Here is a 15,780-nt window from a genome sequence, read left to right as displayed (position 1 = left end):
TCAGCGCTCCGTTCCGGTTTTTGGTGCACGGATGATGGTCTGTTCGGAGGGTGCGGTAAAGGCACCCCCCGGTTCTGTGATCACAGACCAGTCAGTCAGATTTTAGCGTTTGCCTGTCAGCTCTTCCGCCAGCAGGAAAGCGATTTCCAGAGACTGTTCCGCATTCAGGCGCGGGTCACAGAAGGTCTCGTAGCGGCTGCCCAGATCATCTTCCGTCAGGCAGTTTGCACCACCCACGCACTCCGTCACGTTCTGGCCCGTCATTTCCAGATGCACGCCACCGGCATGCACGCCTTCAGCCTTGCTGACATCAAAGAAGCCTTTGATTTCCTTCATGATAGCATCAAAGGAGCGCGTCTTCACCTTGTGGGAGGTGGAGGTGGTGTTGCCGTGCATCGGGTCTGTCAGCCAGGTCACGGTGCGGCCCGTGCCTTTCACAGCGCGCATCAGCTGCGGCAGGTGGTTGCCCAGCTTTTCAGCGCCCATGCGGGAGATCAGAGTAATGCGCCCGGCTTCATCCTGCGGGTTCAGGATTTCCAGAAGCTGTTCCAGATCTTCAATGGTGGTGGTGGGGCCAACCTTGATGCCGATGGGGTTGCGTACGCCGCGCAGGAATTCCACATGTGCGCCGTCCGGCTGGCGGGTGCGGTCACCAATCCACACAAAATGTGCGGAGCAGTCATACCATTCGCCAGATGTGGAATCGATGCGGGTGAGCGCCTGCTCATATGGCAGCAGCAGGGCTTCATGCGAGGTGTAGAATTCCGTCTCATCCACCTGCGGGGCGGAGGCTGCGTCAATCCCGCAGGCCTGCATGAAGGAGAGCGTCTCGCCAATCCGTTCGGCCATCACGCGGTAGCGGTCTGCCAGTGGAGAGCGTTCCACAAAGCCCAGATTCCAACGATGCACTTCATGCAGGTTGGCATAGCCCCCGCGAGAGAAGGCGCGCAGCAGGTTCTGGATGCCGGTGGACTGGAAGTACCCGGTTTCCATACGCAGCGGGTCCGGGATGCGGGCTTCAGCCGTGAATTCCGGTCCGTTGATGATGTCGCCACGGTAGGACGGGAGCGTCACATCACCCTGTTTTTCCGTGTCGGAGGAGCGCGGCTTGGCAAACTGGCCAGCCATACGGCCCAGTTTGATGACCGGCACTTTGGCACCAAAGGTCAGCACAACCGCCATCTGCAGCAGAACGCGGAAGGTGTCGCGCACCACATCGGCTTTGAATTCACCAAAGCTTTCCGCACAGGCGCCGCCCTGCAGAACAAAGGCTTCACCCTTGGCAGCTTTTGCAAGCTGCGCACGCAGGCGGCGTACTTCACCGGCAAACACCAGCGGCGGATAGGAGCTCAGGCGGCCTTCAACCGTTTTGACGGCGTCCTGATCCGGATAGGTGGGCATCTGCCGGACTGGAAACGACCGCCAGCTATCCGGCATCCAGGCTTTAGACGTCGGGTGGGGCTGGTTGAGCGAGGCACTCATGGGTCGATCCTGTCTGTTCATACTGGAGATAAAAAAGGGAAGGCCTGATGGAAAAAGGAAGGGCCTTACACGTTCAGTAAGCGTGAAGGGGTGCYTTTATGTCWAAAACCGCCGCAATACGCAAATTTTCTTAAGGGAAAATGGGATCGTTCTTTAATGACTGCAATACGTATTGCGTATGGGGAATGGCGCCCGTGTGGCTGGCGTATGGCTGTTCCGGGAGTGAACCGGAACGGCAGACTTCCAATGTTTCCAGCATGATAGCTCTGGTCTGGCGGGTGGTGGCCCGCAGAACAGGATGTGATGAAAGCTGATTGGATTTTTTTGCGGGTTGGTGCGATACTGAGAACTTGTCGCCCGCGCCAGTGTCTCTGAGTGCAGGTTATGGTTCATTTCTTTCGCGGGGTGACGCGCAATGGCGCAGCTGCGTAAACCATCTTTACTTCTGCTCACCGGGCTTTGCCTTGGTTTCAGTCTGGCGACGGGCCTGTCCGCTGCTCATGCTGACCCGGCACTGACGCCTGATGACAATATTTCCTTCGGGGATGACGCGTCTTCTCAGTCCGGCAAGAAATCTGCCGAAAAGAAGACTGTGCATGGTCACCGTAGCCTGCCGCCGGGCTATCAGGATGCGCCGTCCATGGAATTCAATCACGGCGCTGACCCTGACCATCTGGCAAAAGTGCATCGTGATGCCGTGACGGGGTCTGACCTGTCCCGCTATGGCTCTGCGTATGAAAGCAGTGGCCCTTATGGCTCTGGCCAGCTCGGGGATTCCACCGGGAACGGCTGGGTTACGCCCCGCTAATCTGGTTACGGCGTGAAGCCTGCCTGCATAGAAGTGCGGGCGGGGCTTCTAGTCCTCCTCCACGACTGTCACCGTGGTCTGACCACTGGTTAAATCCTGAATGCGATGTGTGATCATCTCCTGCTGTTCCGCAGGCAGGGTGAGCACAATCTGTGCACCCGTGCTGTCAAACTCAGGGGGCGCACTCTCTGTTCCCGTCCAGTCCTGCATGCGGGCCTGCATGAGGGACAGAAGCGAAAACGGGCAGTGAAAACTGAGCCGGATCCGCTCAATCAGCTCTTCTTTCGGGGCTTCCCGCAAACATTCGGCTGCTGTGCCGCCATAGGCGCGCACAAGGCCGCCCGCGCCAAGCTTGACCCCGCCAAACCAGCGGGTGACGACAATGGCGACCAGATCCAGCTTTTGCGCCGTAATCATCTGTAAAATAGGACGCCCCGCCGTGCCGGAGGGCTCACCGGCATCATGGCAGCGGCAATGCGGCCCAACCTGCCAGGCCCAGCAATGGTGGGTGGCGTCCGGTTCTGCTGCGATAATGGCTGAAATAAACGCGTTTGCGTCTTCAATAGTGTGCACAGGTGCAGCGTTGGCCACAAACCGGCTTTTTTTGATCTCCCGTTCCAAGGTGTACGGGCCGGTGAGTGTTTCCGTCATGGCGCGCATGATAAAGGGCCAGCCAGAAGGCCGACAAGGCCCGCGCAGGCGAAAAATCAGGCATTTAAAGGGCATCTGTCGCGTCGTGCATGCTGTGCATGAACGATAGGTGCTGGCAGGCGTTGTTTGTTCTCTCTTAGCCTCCCATCTTGGTAGGGACTGCTTCAGGCCGGCCCTGCACCGGATGGGGAAGAATGGAATATGCCAGACCTGCCAGAGCAGGACTGAAACGGAGACATAATCTGTATGAACGAGTCCGTAATGCGCGTGATCAACGCCATGAGCCGCTCTGAGTTTGTTGCGACATTCGGGTCTGTTTTCAAAGACGCCCCCTGGGCAGCGGAAGAAGCCTATGAATGCCGGCCGTTTTCAGACTATTCGGGCCTGAAAAGCACGATGATGGCTATGGTGCGTGGCGCGCCGGAAGAGGCACGCCTGCGGGTTCTGCGGTCTTATCCGGGGCTGGACAGTGTGGTGGCGGTGGCCTCTCCGCGTGAGCAGATTATCTCCGGCACAACCGCGCCTGCGGGGCTCGATCAGTTGTCGCCTGAAGAATTTGCGCAGTTCCGTTCCCTGAACAAGTCGTATCATGAACGGTTTGATATGCCCTTCATTCTCTATGCCGAGGGCAACACGGCGGAGGGTGTGATGAAGCTGCTGGAACAGCGCCTGCGGCATGAGCCGGAAGTGGAAGAGGCTATTGCGTTCCGGGAAGTCGGGCGCTTTGCAGATCCTGAGTTTGAAGCCATTTTCCAGAAGCTGGCAGCAAAAGAGAGCGACTGATCTGCGGAATCGTCTCCGGGCGGTTATGTGCTATGGCGCTCCTGCATTGCGCACTGGCTTAAAACCGGGCAAAGATCGGCAGGTTTGAGGCAGTTTGGACGCGGGAGGTCAACGCGCTATGGCACAGTGGTTCCGTAAAGGGTGTGTTCTGTTTGCTGGTCTGTGGACTGTTGCTTTGCCAGTGCTGACAGTCTCTCCCGCTTTGGCGGATGATGACGATGACGGTGGTGAAGAAGGCCATAAAGGCCCCGATATGCACCATCTGGCCGCCAAGCCGCCGCTGCCGCGTGCGCATAAGGATTTCAGCAAGTTCCGCTATCGCCCGGCAGGGGACAAGGTGCAGGAACAGGCTGATGCCAACCGACTGCTGTTCTGGACTCAGGACGGCAAGCCTGATGGCTATGCCGAACGCCGGGGCAGCAGCATTATTTATTACAATGCCCAGGGGCAGGCCATTCGCGTGCAGCGACTGGAAGCGTCCGAACTGGAAGACTGAACAGCTTATTGAGGCGTCGTCAGATCCAGAATGGAGGCTGACGTCTCCTCAATAGAGCGTCGGGTTACGTCAATAACCGGCCAGTTATGGTGGCGGCACAGGCGACGGGCCCAGCGCAGTTCTTCCTGCACTTTTTCAAGGTCGATATACGCGTAGTCCGCTGAGGGCTCGAGGTGGCGGCTGTTCGGCATCATCTGGGAAAGACGGGTCCGGCGGATTTCAATCAGCGTTTCCGGGTCAATCGTCAGACCAATGACGGGACATTTCAGCTTGAACAGGGCTGGCGGTGGCTCAATGCCCATGACCAGCGGAATGTTGGCGGCTTTGATGCCGCGGTTGGCCAGATAGAAACAGGTTGGCGTTTTGGAAACGCGTGAGACCCCAACCAGCACCAGATCAGCGTCGTTCAGGTCATCTGTTTCCTGCCCGTCATCATGGGCCAGCACATAATGCATGGCCTCAATCCGCTGATAATAGTTCTCGTCCATAATATACTGGCCGCCGGGATGCCGGGTGGCGGTCTCGCCCGTTTCTTCAGTCAGGAACGTCACGGCATTATCCAGTACGTCCAGCAGGCGCACCTGAAGGCTGGCGCACCCGGCTTCCATATCAGCCTGTAAGGCCGGGTCTGTCAGGGACGACATCACCGGGCCGCGGTCCAGCGCGATATGGCGCAGAACGCGGCGGAGCTGAAGGCGCGAGCGGATCAGGTTCCAGTGGCGCAGCCGCACATCTGTGTTGGGAAACTGGGCAATACAGGCCCGTGCGACAGCATCCAGCGTCTGGCCAGTGGCTTCAGAAACAAGATGAAGGGTTATGGTATTTTGCTGCATGTCTGGTCACACAAGGCCGTGGCTGCCCCCTGTGAAGGAGGCAGCCACGCTTTTGTTGTTCAGGCTTTGACAGCTTTACGCGCAGCCAGAGCGGCCTGTGCGCTCGCCAGCCGCGCGACGGGTACTCGGAAGGGAGAGCAGGAGACGTAGTCCAGCCCCACGGATTCAAAGAACGAGATGGAGAGCGGGTCACCACCATGTTCACCGCAGATGCCCAGCTTGATATCCGGCTTGGTGGCACGGCCTTTTTCAACGCCCATGCGCACCAGAGCGCCAACGCCTTCCTGATCAATGGAGATGAAGGGGTCCTGCGGGAGTAGGCCTTTTTCCACATATTCAGGCAGGAAGGACCCGGCATCATCACGGGAGAGGCCGAGTGTCGTCTGCGTCAGGTCATTGGTGCCGAAGGAGAAGAAGTCAGCACTTTCCGCAATCTTATCCGCCGTGATGGCTGCACGCGGCAGCTCGATCATGGTGCCGATGCGATAGTCGAGCGTTGCGTTCTGTTCTTTCAGAACGGACGCAATCACGGCTTCGCTGGCTTTACGGACCAGATCCAGCTCGGCTTTGGTGCCAACAAGCGGGATCATGATTTCCGGGATCACAGCCTTGCCGGTTTCCTTAGAGACGGCCAGAGCGGCTTCCGTAATGGCCCGCACCTGCATGGCGTAGATTTCCGGGTAGCTGATGCCCAGACGGCAGCCACGATGCCCCAGCATCGGGTTGGATTCGGAAAGGGCTGAGCGACGCGCGCGCAGAGCTTCCACGTCCTGACCCAGAGCCTTCGCAACGTCTTTCAGTTCGGCTTCCCCATGTGGCAGGAACTCGTGCAGCGGCGGGTCCAGCAGACGGATGGTGACGGGCAGCCCGGCCATGATACGGAACAGAGCGGCAAAGTCGTCCCGCTGGAACGGCAGTAGCGCACCGATCGCTTTGGCGCGGGCGTCTTTTTCTTCCGTCATGATCATCTGGCGGACATGACCGATACGGTCCGGGCCGAAGAACATGTGCTCCGTGCGGCAAAGGCCAATGCCTTCCGCGCCAAAGCGGCGGGCCGTTTCGGCATCTTCCGGCGTTTCCGCATTGGCGCGCACGCCCAGACGACGCACGGAGTCAGCCCAGCCCATCAGGGTGGAGAAGTCACCAGACAGCGTCGGCGGAATGGTCGGTACACGACCCAGATAGACGGCACCCGTGCCGCCATCCAGCGTCAGCCAGTCACCCGCTTTAAGCGTATGGCCGTTCACGGTCAGGGTCTGTGCTTTGTAATCTACCATGATGCTGCCAGCACCGGCTACGCAAACACGACCCATGCCACGCGCCACAACGGCAGCGTGAGAGGTCATGCCGCCACGGGTGGTCAGCACACCGCGGGCGGCGTGCATGCCGTGTACGTCTTCCGGCGACGTTTCGATACGGACCAGAATGACGTCCTCGCCCTTGCTGGCGCGGTCTTCCACATCTTCTGCGGAGAACGCGATCACACCGGTGGCAGCACCGGGGGAGGCCGGCAGGCCACGAGCAAGCTGCTTGCGCTCAGCCTTGGGGTCCAGAACCGGATGCAGGAGCTGGTCCAGAGACGCAGGCGGCACGCGGGAGATTGCGTCTTCCTTGGTAATCAGGCCTTCCTGCGCCATGTCGATGGCAATGCGCAGCGCTGCGGCGGCCGTGCGCTTCCCGGAGCGGGTCTGCAACAGGTAGAGCGTATTGCTCTGCACGGTGAACTCGATGTCCTGCATGTCTTTGTAGTGACGTTCCAGCAGGTCACGCACCTTCAGCATTTCCTGATAGGCTTCCGGCAGGGCCTTTTCCATCGGGTTCTGGTCAGGCGTTGCGCGTTCAGCCGCCATGGGCTGCGGGGTGCGGATACCGGCCACCACGTCTTCGCCCTGCGCGTTGATCAGATATTCGCCGTAGAACACGTTTTCACCCGTGGACGGATCACGCGTGAAGCAGACGCCGGTGGCGCAGTCTTCACCCATGTTGCCAAACACCATGGACTGCACGTTAACAGCCGTGCCCCAGCTTGCCGGAATATCATGCAGCTTGCGGTAGGTGTTGGCGCGCGGGTTCATCCAGGAGCCGAACACGGCGCCAATCGCGCCCCAGAGCTGGTCCTGCGGGTCTTCCGGGAACGGGGTGCCGGTTTCATTCAGCACGATGTCCTTATAGCCCTTGAGGACCATCTGCCATTCTTCGGCTGTCAGCTGGGTGTCATCATGCTTGCCGAGTTCACGCTTGGTCTGTTCAAGCAGATCTTCAAAGCGATGATGAGAGACACCGAGCACGACTGAGCCGTACATCTGGATAAAGCGGCGGTAGCTGTCCCACGCGAAGCGGGAATCGCCGGAAGAGCGTGCGAGCCCTTCAACCGTCTGGTCGTTCAGGCCGAGGTTCAGCACCGTGTCCATCATGCCGGGCATGGAAACACGGGCGCCCGAGCGCACGGACACCAGCAGCGGTGCGTCCGCATCACCAAAGCGCAGACCCATCGCCTTTTCCACGCGGGCCATGGCGTCATCCAGCTGCGCCTTCAGGTCATCCGGATACTTACGGCCATTTTCATAAAAGGCGGAGCAGACTTCAGTGGTGATGGTAAATCCGGGCGGCACCGGCAGGCCGATGTTAGACATTTCGGCGAGGTTCGCGCCTTTACCGCCGAGGAGATTGCGCATTCCGGCGTTGCCGTCGTTCTGGCCTGCGCCGAAACTGTAGATCCACTTGGTCATGTTGCCGTTCACTTTGTTGTTGCGAACGCAGAAGCCTTATTTACCCCGTACGAGAGGGGGAGGGGGAACTAACGGGAAAACAGGCAGGTCTGCGGTCGAAATTTTATTTTTATTTTGGACGACGAATTCCACCCCTTCGCTACCCGATAGCATGGCGCAGATTTTTTGTCCGGGCAACGACTCTTTTTGGCATGTCAGGCAGAAAAATCAGTCTGCTCACCTGCACAAAAGGCGTTCCAGCCGGCCTCATCCAAAGTGGCAATTTTAAGCTCTTCTGCCTTCTTGGCTTTTGACCCGGCTTTTTCTCCCAAAATGACCAGATCTGTCTTTTTGGAAACGGAATCAGAGACTTTTGCCCCCATCCGTTCGGCCATGGCACGGGCTTCCTGCCGGGTGAGGGTGTGCAGGGTGCCGGTAAACACCACGGTCTTACCAGCCAGTGCCCCACCTGAGACGGCCTCTTCCTCCGTAATGGTCAGAGAGGCGCGCAGGTCGGCCAAAGTTGCGAGATTGTGATCTTCCTGCATGAAGGCGACCAGATCATCCGCAATCACGCTGCCAATGCCGGTAATGGACCCCAGCTCCAGCCGCTCATCCGACCCGATGATGGCGGCCTTGCGGAGTTGCTCCATCAAGTTCTCATAAGATCCGTAATGCCGGGCCAGCAGGCGGGCATTACTTTCCCCCACGCGGCGGATGCCCAGCGCATAGATAAAGCGGGACAGAGGAATGGTGCGCCGGGCCTCAATGGCCTGCATGAGGTTGCGGACAGACTGCTCGCCCCAGCCATCCCGCTTCCTGATCTCATCGGCATGCTCATGCAGGCGGAAGATGTCCCCCGGCGTATGCAGGAACCCGGCATCGTAAAATTCCCGGATGCTGCGGTCGCCAAGACCATCAATGTCAAATGCCGTGCGGGAGACGAAGTGGATTAGTCGTTCAACAATCTGGGCCGGGCAGGTGAGGCCGCCGGTGCAGCGGCGCACGGCTTCGCCTTCCGGTCTGACCGCCAGTGCGCCGCAGGCCGGGCAGTGGTCGGGGAAATGGAACGGTTCCTGCCGGGGCGGCGCGTCAGCGCCAGGGGGCACAACACACAGGATTTGTGGGATGACATCCCCGGCCCGCTGAATCTGCACCCTGTCACCGGGCCGCACATCCTTGCGGGCAATTTCATCTTCATTATGCAAAGTCGCACGGGTGACGAGCACGCCGCCCACATTGACCGGTTCCAGATGGGCCACCGGCGTCAACGCGCCCGTGCGGCCAACCTGAATTTCAATGGCTTTCAGGGTTGTGACAGCCTGTTCCGCCGGAAACTTCCACGCAACAGCCCAGCGTGGCGCGCGACCGGCAAAACCCAGACGTTCCTGTAAGGTCAGATTGTCGATTTTGTAGACAATGCCATCAATATCATAGGCCAGCGCCGCACGTTCCTGACTGACCGTGTCAAAAAATGCTTCCGCGCCGCTGGCAGCTTCCAGACGTCGAGATAACGGATTGACCGGGAACCCCCACGCTTTCAGCTGTTCCAGATAGTCCCAGTGACTGAGCGTTACTTTTTCCGAGCAGAACCCCATGGCGTATGCAAACAGCGAAAGCGGTCGCCGTGCCGTGACGCGCGCATCCAGCTGGCGCAGAGACCCTGCGGCCGCGTTACGGGGGTTGGCAAACGGTTTGCGGCCCAGCTCTTCCTGCGCGGCATTGAGTGCGAGGAAATGCTCTTTTGAGAGAAAGACTTCGCCCCGAATTTCGATCAGTTCCGGCGCAGGACCGTGCAGATGTTCCGGCAGATCTTTCAGGGTGCGGAGATTGGTGGTGACGTCCTCGCCCTCAGTCCCATCGCCTCGCGTGGTGCCGCGTACAAACACGCCGTTTTCATAGGTCAGGCTGATGGAAAGCCCGTCAATTTTGGGCTCTGCCACAAAAGCCAGTTTTCCTGCGTCTTCTTCACTCAGCCCCAGAAAGCGGGTGGCGCGGCTGATGAAGGCTTCAAATTCGTCCTGATCAAACACGTTATCCAGCGAGAGCATGGGCACCAGATGGCGGTGCTTGCCAAACGCGCTGTCAGGCGTGGCGCCCACGGTGCGGGCTGCACTGTTTTCCGGTTCAGCCTCGGGGTGCAGGGCCAGCAGGGCATCGTAACGCTTGCGGAGGGCATCATACTCCGCATCACTCACCTCGGGCGCGTCTTCCGCATAATAGGCGGTATTGTAACGGCCAATGAGGTCCGCAAGCCGGGTCAGTTCGGCTTTGGCTTGTGTGGCGTCGAGGGAGGTGAGGTCCGGGAAGTCAGTCATTCTCATGTTTCAGCAGGCTGGCGGCAGCGGCACGGGCGGCATCGGTAATCACATCCCCGGCCAGCATACGGGCAATTTCTTCCTGTCGTTCTGCGTGGCTGAGGGGGGCTGCGTGAGTGGCAGTCTGCCCGTCACGCACAATTTTGCCAATGCGTAAGTGCGCATCGGCACTGGCAGCAACCTGCGGGCTGTGGGTGACGGCCAGCACCTGCACGGTGCGCGCCAGCCGGTGCAGGCGTTCGCCAATGGCGGCGGCAGTGGCCCCGCCAACACCCGCATCAATTTCATCAAACACCAGAGTGCCGATGCCGGACTGGCCGGCCAGCACCAGTTTGAGCGCCAGCATCAGGCGGGACAATTCACCGCCAGAGGCCACTTTTGCCAGCGGGCCGGGCGGCTGGCCGGGGTTGGCGGCAATCAGGAACATCACCTGTTCCATGCCCTGCCGGCTCCAGTTTTCCGGCGTGAGCGGCTGGATCTGGGCGAAGAACCGCGCTTTATCCAGCTTGATAGGTTTCAGTTCTTTGGTGACCGCCTGTTCCATCTTGCGGGCAGCTTTTTCACGCGAAGCAGAAAGGCGGGTTGCGGCTTCTTCATATTGAGCACGCGCTTCTTTGACGGCCTGCTCCAGCGCATCCAGCTGGGTGGCTCCGGTTTCCAGTGCCGTCAGGCGGGCTGAGAGGTCGGCCAGAAAGGTGGGGAGATCATCCACCGTCACGTCATGTTTGCGGGCGGCGGCGCGCAGGGCAAACAGACGCTCTTCAATTTCTTCCAGCAGGCGCGGATTGGCTTCAGAATCGTCTGCCAGACGGGACAGAAGATTTTCTGCCTCAGCCAGTGCGTTTTCCGCACTTTCCAGCGCGTTCAGCGCCTCGTTCGTGCGGGTTTCCAGAGGATCGATCGCGTTTTTTTCTGCGGTGGGGGCCGGGAGCAGGCGCTGGAGTGCGCGGCTTGCTCCACGGAGGGCCGCAGCCGGGCCGCTGTTGCGTCTGTCACGTGGCGTGAGTTCTGAAAGAGCGGCGGCAATAGCTTCGCCCCGTCGTTCTGACTGTTGCAGGCTGTGGCGCTGCACGGCCAGTTGCTCTTCTTCCCCCGTTTGCGGGTTGAGCGTGCTGAGTTCTTCTACCGTATGGCGCAGCCACTCTTCTTCCCGCGCGGCGTCATGCAGGCTTTTGCGCGCAGCCTCCAGATCCCGGCTCAGGGTCTGCCAGGTGTCAAACGCGCGGGCTACATCTTTCAGCAGGCTGCCGGACACACCATAGGCATCCAGCAGGCCGCGATGGGTGCTGGAATCGGCCAGCCCCATCTGCTCATGCTGGCCCTGAATTTCCACCAGAGAGACCGCCACCCGGCGCATGAGCGTAATGCCAACCGGCTGGTCATTAATCCAGGCGCGGGACCGGCCTTCCTTAGAGACAATCCGGCGCAGCATCAGCGGTTCGCCCGCTTCGGCCGGAATGCCCTGTTCTTTCAGCAGTTCGTAGGCTGTATGAGTTTGCGGGATGTCAAAACTGGCTGTTACGCGGGCTTCCTGTGCCCCGGCACGGACGAGCCCGGCATTGGCGCGCTCACCCAGAGCCAGCCCGAGACTGTCCAGCAGGATGGATTTACCCGCCCCGGTTTCACCCGTCAGGGCCGTAAAACCGGCGTGCAGGGAAAGATCCAGTGCTTCAATCAGCACGACGTCCCTGATGGAAAGGTTTGTCAGCATGATGATGTCCGGTCTGAAAGACTGTTCACTATACGTTCTTGCGGCTTATAGCCTTCATCCGCCGCTTTGTCTGCCTATAAAAACAACAAACCCACGCGGAGGCTGTGGCTCCGGCGTGGGTCTGGTTTTTGTCTCATTCCGCTCTGCTTAACGCAGGACCGGCGCCTGATCGACTTGCGGTTCAATACGCTGTTTCTTAACAGGCTGAACCGGTGCGGCCTTGATATCCATGGCCGCAGGAGCCGGAGCAGTTCCGGCTGCCGTGGGCGGCTGCGTTGTTTCAGCAGGCGGCTTGGGCTGCGCGTTAATCACTTTACCCGGGATGGGGAAGTTGCTGCTGAGCAGCTTGTAACGCTTCAGGTTGCTATAGGCGTACCGATACCATTTGCTGCCCGGATAGTTGTAACCCAGCACGATGCCGGACTTACGGGCCTGATCCGTCAGGCCGAGGTCCAGATAGACTTCGACCATGCGTTCAAGCGCTTCCGGCACATGGTTAGTTGTCTGGAAATCCTGGATCACGCGCTGGTAGCGGTTGATCGCGGCTTCGTAATTGCGTTCCTGCTGGTAGTAACGGCCAACCAGCATTTCCTTACCGGCCAGATGATCACGGCACAGGTCAATTTTCAGCTGAGCATCACGGGCATATTGAGACTGCGGGAAGCGGGTGATGACTTCTTCCAGCGCATCCATGGCTTCCACGGTGCCCTGCTGGTCACGCTTCACGTCTGCAATCTGCTCATAAAAGCACAGAGCGCGCAGGTAATAGGCATAGGCTGCATCGGCACTGGTAGGGTGCAGGCCAATAAAGCGGTTCAGTTGCTGCACGGCCTCAGGGTATTTCCCTTTAAGGTAGTAGGAATACCCTTCCATCAGCTGGGCGTTCGCAATGTAGCCGGAATAGGGGTAATTCTGCTGCAACACCTCAAACTCGGCAGAGGCTAGCGTATAGCGCTGGGTCCGCAGAGCATCAATCCCGTTATTATACAGGGTTTCCGGTGATGCCAGTTTAGGAGCCGGAGCGGGTTTCCCTCCGCCAAACAGGCTGCACCCGGACAAGCCCAAAAGCAGACCAGCCGAAGCCAGGCGGCGTATGCGGCAGCGAACGGAAAGAGAATTAATGAGGCTCACAGACATTCCGGCTCTTCAAATTGAACTTGTCTTATAGCACGCATGGCGCTCAAGAAAAGAGAATGAAGAGGCTCTTTGTATTTTGGGGTTATGCATCTTACGCTGCTGCGAGGGAAAAGCTCGCATGGGCAGGGACATAGCGCCATGCAGAGGGATCTGCAAACAGGGCGCGCAACACCTTATTGTTCAGGCAATGGCCTGAGCGGTGGCCGGTAAAGCGGGCACGCAGGGGGGCTCCTGCCAGATACAGATCACCCACCGCATCCATCACCTTGTGGCGGATAAACTCATCCGGGCAGCGCAGGCCGGACGGGTTGAGAATCTCATGCCCATCCACAACAATGGCGTTATCCAGCGAGCCACCCCGCGCCAGACCGGCTTTATGCAGGGCTTCAATTTCCTGCCGTAGCGTGAAGGTGCGGTTGCGCGCCAGATCCTGCCGGAAGGTGGCGGGAGTCAACTCGGTGGAGAAGGTCTGCTTGCCGATAGCTTCCGCCGGGAAATCGATGCTCAGGTCCAGATGCAGGTTCTGGACAGGGGCCGGGCTGAGTTCAACAAACGCATCGCCCTGTTCAACCCGCACGGGGCGCAGCACATCAATCCGGTGCCGTACCGCTTCCTGCGCCACGCGGCCAGCGCAGTCCATCAGAAAGACAAAATCCGCAGCAGAACCATCAAATACCGGAATTTCCGGCCCATCGACCAGTACCAGAACATTATCAATCCCGCAGCCGTTCAGCGCCGCCATCAGATGTTCGATGGTGGCAATGCGATTGGCCGGGTTGGTCACATCTCCCAGAACCGTGCTGAGGCGTGTGTCGACCACATAATCGAATCGTGCAGGCAGAAGAGCTGCGTTCAGATCCGAGCGTTTGAACACAACGCCATGTCCGGCAGGGGCAGGCTGAAGGGTGAGCGTAATACGCGCCCCTGTGTGCAAACCCGTGCCCACGCAGGAAATGGCGTGATGCAGGGTGTGCTGGACCGCAGGCAGATGTTTTGCAGAGGGCTGGGCAGGGCCAGAAACGGGCTCCAGCGTGGCGGAGCGGTTTGTGGGTTCCATAAGCAGACTGTCCATGGCTCTGGCTTCTTTCCTGCGCGGTTTAAAAGACGTGCAGGTTAACGCTAAAGCCCGCCTGCTGTTCTGGCGAGTCAATCATTATTGCCGTCTATTACATAAAAAAACCGCGCTGCCCGGGACGAGCAGCGCGGCAGAAAACTGCGCTTTTTTACTGGCGGCGCAGGAAGGTCGGGATTTCAAGCCCTGCATCATCTGTATCAGCCGGGCGCACGCTTGCACCCTGCTGACCAGCCGGGCTGACCATCGGACGCTGCGGTTCAATAGCCGGTTCGCTCCGCTGTTCTTCAGCACCGCCAGCGCGACGGAAAGCACCGGTTACGCGGCCAAACAGGCTGCGTGAGGACGGCTGGCTGGATTCCGGCAGATACGGAGAGCGCGGGGCTTCCGTAAACAGACCGGCCCGCGGGGAGGCCGCCGGACGCTGCGGCTGAGCCTGCGCCGGAGCCGGAGCCTGTGCTGCCGGAGCCGTGTTGATCTGGCCGGGCACGCTGTGTGCGGGCGGCGGCGAGACATGCTGCCCACCCTGCTGCGGCTGATAAGACTGCGGAGCAGGCGCTGCGGCAGGACGGGGCTGCTGCATGCCGGCATCCATACGCGGCGCGGCAGGCTGCTGCATGGTGGAGGTGGGCTGTGCCGGATTGGCCATGACGGACGGACCCGTGCCAGTTGCCAGTGTCTGCTGTTCAGCCTGTGCTTCACCATCCACCGCGACCAGATGCGGGCGGTCATTTGCCTGCGTGCCGATATCAATCCCCGTTGCCACAACGGACACGCGGATCTTGCCGTTCATGTTCTCATCAATAATGGAGCCGAAGATCATATTCGCGTCTTCCGCCACTTCACGGCGGATACGGTTACAGGCTTCGTCCACTTCAAAGAACGTCATGTCTTCACCGCCGGTCACGTTGACCAGCAGGCCCTGCGCGCCGGACATGCAGGTGTCTTCCAGCAGCGGGTTGGCAATGGCGGCCTCGGCGGCTTCAACAGCGCGGTTTTCACCTTCGCCTTCACCCGTGCCCATCATGGCCTTGCCCATTTCCGCCATAACGCTGCGGATATCGGCAAAGTCGAGGTTGATGTAACCGGGGGCCATCATCAGATCGGTCACGCCACGCACGCCCATGTAGAGCACATGGTCAGCCATCTTGTAGGCTTCACGCAGAGTTGTACGCTCGCTGGCCACGCGGAACAGGTTCTGGTTGGGAATCACAATCAGCGTATCAACGTACTGCTGCAGTTCCTTAATGCCTTCTTCCGCAATGCGGGCGCGGCGTTTGCCTTCGTAATCAAACGGCTTGCTGACAACGCCAACCGTCAGAATATTCCGCTCACGCGCCATGCGGGCAATAACGGGAGCTGCCCCGGTGCCGGTGCCGCCGCCCATGCCGGTGGTGATGAACACCATGTGGCAGCCATCCAGATACCGGGCCAGCTCGTCTGCTGCTTCTTCCGCTGCACCACGGCCAACTTCCGGTTTTGCGCCAGCACCCAGACCGTGGGTAAGGTGCGGGCCAAGCTGCACGCGGCGGTCTGCACGGCTCTTGGCAAGGCTCTGTGCATCCGTGTTAGCAACAACAAATTCCACACCCTGAAGGCTGGACGCAATCATGTTGTCAACTGCGTTCGTGCCGCCGCCCCCAACACCGAAAACCGTAATTCTCGGTGAAAAATCAGCATGTGTCTGAGGTGGAACGGTCAGGTTCAGTGTCATGTGGCTCTCCCGGGCAGCTGCGGCAAACTAACGAAGTCTTCAGATGGATGCTAGAGCGAAGTTATCA

Annotated in this window: 12 protein-coding genes; 3 read left to right on the top strand and 9 right to left on the bottom strand. The window is 59.5% G+C overall.

From position 1 onward, the window contains the following. Positions 1–102 precede the first annotated feature (102 nt). Entirely contained in the window at positions 103–1,482 is a 1,380-nt protein-coding gene (locus tag KP703_RS06005) for a class II 3-deoxy-7-phosphoheptulonate synthase (protein ID WP_215754129.1), read from the bottom strand. Between the two features lie 415 nt (positions 1,483–1,897). Here KP703_RS06005 and KP703_RS06000 point away from each other — a divergent pair, with 415 nt between their 5' ends. After that, positions 1,898–2,290, top strand: a complete 393-nt coding sequence (locus tag KP703_RS06000) for a hypothetical protein (RefSeq protein WP_043553642.1) — start codon at positions 1,898–1,900, stop codon at positions 2,288–2,290. Between the two features lie 48 nt (positions 2,291–2,338). On the opposite strand, the gene KP703_RS05995 is transcribed toward KP703_RS06000, so the two are convergent. Beyond that, entirely contained in the window at positions 2,339–2,941 is a 603-nt protein-coding gene (locus tag KP703_RS05995; RefSeq protein ID WP_215754291.1) for a YigZ family protein, read from the bottom strand. A gap of 246 nt (positions 2,942–3,187) precedes the next feature. Between KP703_RS05995 and uraD the strand changes: the two genes are divergently transcribed. Continuing rightward, on the top strand, positions 3,188–3,724 hold the full coding sequence (uraD, locus tag KP703_RS05990) for a 2-oxo-4-hydroxy-4-carboxy-5-ureidoimidazoline decarboxylase (protein ID WP_062271543.1): 537 nt from the start codon (positions 3,188–3,190) through the stop codon (positions 3,722–3,724). Positions 3,725–3,842: 118 nt separating this feature from the next. Continuing rightward, positions 3,843–4,220, top strand: a complete 378-nt coding sequence (locus KP703_RS05985; RefSeq protein ID WP_156470197.1) for a hypothetical protein — start codon at positions 3,843–3,845, stop codon at positions 4,218–4,220. Between the two features lie 5 nt (positions 4,221–4,225). Here the strand turns inward: KP703_RS05985 and KP703_RS05980 are convergent, their stop codons facing one another. The 7 genes from KP703_RS05980 to ftsZ all read right to left on the bottom strand — a co-directional run bounded on the left by KP703_RS05980 (position 4,226) and on the right by ftsZ (position 15,713). Further along, positions 4,226–5,053 carry a pyruvate, water dikinase regulatory protein gene (locus KP703_RS05980; RefSeq protein ID WP_215754128.1) on the bottom strand — a complete coding sequence of 276 codons (828 nt, stop codon included), beginning with the start codon at positions 5,051–5,053 and terminating at the stop codon, positions 4,226–4,228. A 59-nt stretch (positions 5,054–5,112) separates the two neighbouring features. Next, the gene (ppdK, locus tag KP703_RS05975) at positions 5,113–7,782 is read right to left on the bottom strand and encodes a pyruvate, phosphate dikinase (RefSeq protein ID WP_215754127.1); all 2,670 of its coding nucleotides are present in this window, start codon (positions 7,780–7,782) and stop codon (positions 5,113–5,115) included. Between the two features lie 194 nt (positions 7,783–7,976). Beyond that, positions 7,977–10,079, bottom strand: coding sequence for an NAD-dependent DNA ligase LigA (ligA, locus tag KP703_RS05970; protein ID WP_215754126.1), 2,103 nt, complete (start codon positions 10,077–10,079; stop codon positions 7,977–7,979). Continuing rightward, positions 10,072–11,790: a DNA repair protein RecN gene (gene recN, locus KP703_RS05965; protein ID WP_215754125.1), complete on the bottom strand. Its 1,719-nt coding sequence runs from the start codon at positions 11,788–11,790 to the stop codon at positions 10,072–10,074. Before recN ends, ligA begins: the two co-directional genes overlap by 8 nt. A gap of 147 nt (positions 11,791–11,937) precedes the next feature. Continuing rightward, entirely contained in the window at positions 11,938–12,927 is a 990-nt protein-coding gene (locus KP703_RS05960; protein ID WP_043553647.1) for an outer membrane protein assembly factor BamD, read from the bottom strand. A 91-nt stretch (positions 12,928–13,018) separates the two neighbouring features. Next, a complete protein-coding gene (gene lpxC, locus KP703_RS05955; protein WP_215754124.1) occupies positions 13,019–13,999 on the bottom strand; it encodes a UDP-3-O-acyl-N-acetylglucosamine deacetylase in 981 nt (326 codons plus the stop codon). 151 nt (positions 14,000–14,150) lie between these two features. Further along, positions 14,151–15,713, bottom strand: coding sequence for a cell division protein FtsZ (ftsZ, locus tag KP703_RS05950; protein WP_215754123.1), 1,563 nt, complete (start codon positions 15,711–15,713; stop codon positions 14,151–14,153). Between the last annotated feature and the right edge of the window lie 67 nt (positions 15,714–15,780).

Origin of the sequence: Acetobacter sp. P5B1, from assembly GCF_018811985.1 — a bacterium.
In the GTDB taxonomy this organism is placed as follows: Bacteria; Pseudomonadota; Alphaproteobacteria; order Acetobacterales; family Acetobacteraceae; genus Acetobacter; species Acetobacter cerevisiae.
This window is presented reverse-complemented; position numbering and strand designations above follow the sequence as displayed.